2 protein-coding genes are annotated in these 1,125 nt (G+C 56.8%); both read right to left on the bottom strand.

Annotated elements, in window-relative coordinates; genetic code table 11:
- Window positions 1–629: glycosyltransferase family 2 protein (locus AC2FNU_RS24735; RefSeq protein WP_496794288.1), on the bottom strand; the 629-nt coding region annotated here is incomplete at its 3' end.
- Between the two features lie 222 nt (window positions 630–851).
- A partial coding sequence (locus AC2FNU_RS24730; RefSeq protein ID WP_496794284.1) for a hypothetical protein occupies window positions 852–1,125 on the bottom strand: 274 nt, incomplete at its 5' end.

Here is a 1,125-nt window from a genome sequence, read left to right as displayed (position 1 = left end):
TTGCCATTCGAGGTCATGCACAGCGTGATCGTGGTGGTGAACGAAAAATTCTGCGGCAGAAGCGGCAGGAACGGGATCAACTCGGACTTGCGGAACACGCGCAGGCCCGAGTTCAGATCGTTGATCTTGCGCTCGGCCAGGAACGACGCAAAGGCGAACAGGAATTTCTTGGCCGGCCTGCGCAGCAGCGGCACGTTTTTCATCGCCGCGCCCCGGTCGCCCACCACCATGTCCTGATCACGGCACATGGCCAGCATCCCCGGCAGATAGCGCGCGGGATAGGTGCTGTCGGCGTCCAGAATGGCCACATATTCATACTGCGCCATCCGCACGCCACGCTTCAGGCTGGCGCCATAACCGGAATTGACATCGTTGAAGGTAACGGTGGCCCCGCTGGCCTCGGCCTCGGCGCGGGTTCTGTCCTGGCTGGCATCGTCCACCACGATGATCTCATAGGGAATGCCCAGCGGTTCCAGATGGGTGCGCACATCCTCGACTGTGTGACGCACGGCGTTTTCTTCGTTGAACGCGGGGATGACCACGCTCAGGCTCATGCCTTCGACATCTGTCGCAGCCGCTTTACTGGTTGCGGTGCTGTCTGCATCGATCCGTTCTGCGACTTTGTTCATGGAAACAGAAACCCTTTATATTCATAAATCATTCAGCCCGCCCCGCCTGCAGAATACCCAAGGACAAAGGGGAACGGGTTTAATTCCGTGTCTTGCGTGTTTCACTCAACCACATGTTGACTGAACGTAGACAATAAAATTGACCAAATTAGATCGTTTCGGCGTCAAGAATTGTACCTGTTCAGATTGCATGTGACAGAGATCTTCCGCTTGAAACGCAGTCTACCAGATTGGCTGCCCCAGGCGGAAAGTGATGGTTTGTGTCCTTCCGTTTGTTTCACCCAGTTGCACGATCACATCGTTGGATGAGTCTGCCGGGTCGAGTTGGAAATAGGCGTGTGCAGATTGACCTGCGGGTGTCACCGTCAGCGACTGCGCTGTGCGCCCGTTGATTTCAACCGATGCAGTGTCGACCTCGGGCGCGCCGATCCGCAGTTCGACGTCGAGCGGGATTCCACGTCTGAGCGGGTCTTCCAGTACCAGATAGGCCAGGGAT

This window comes from Ruegeria sp. BHSB064 (assembly GCF_059613205.1).
Note: the sequence above shows the minus strand (reverse complement) of the source record. Positions and strands in the feature narration are given on the sequence as shown.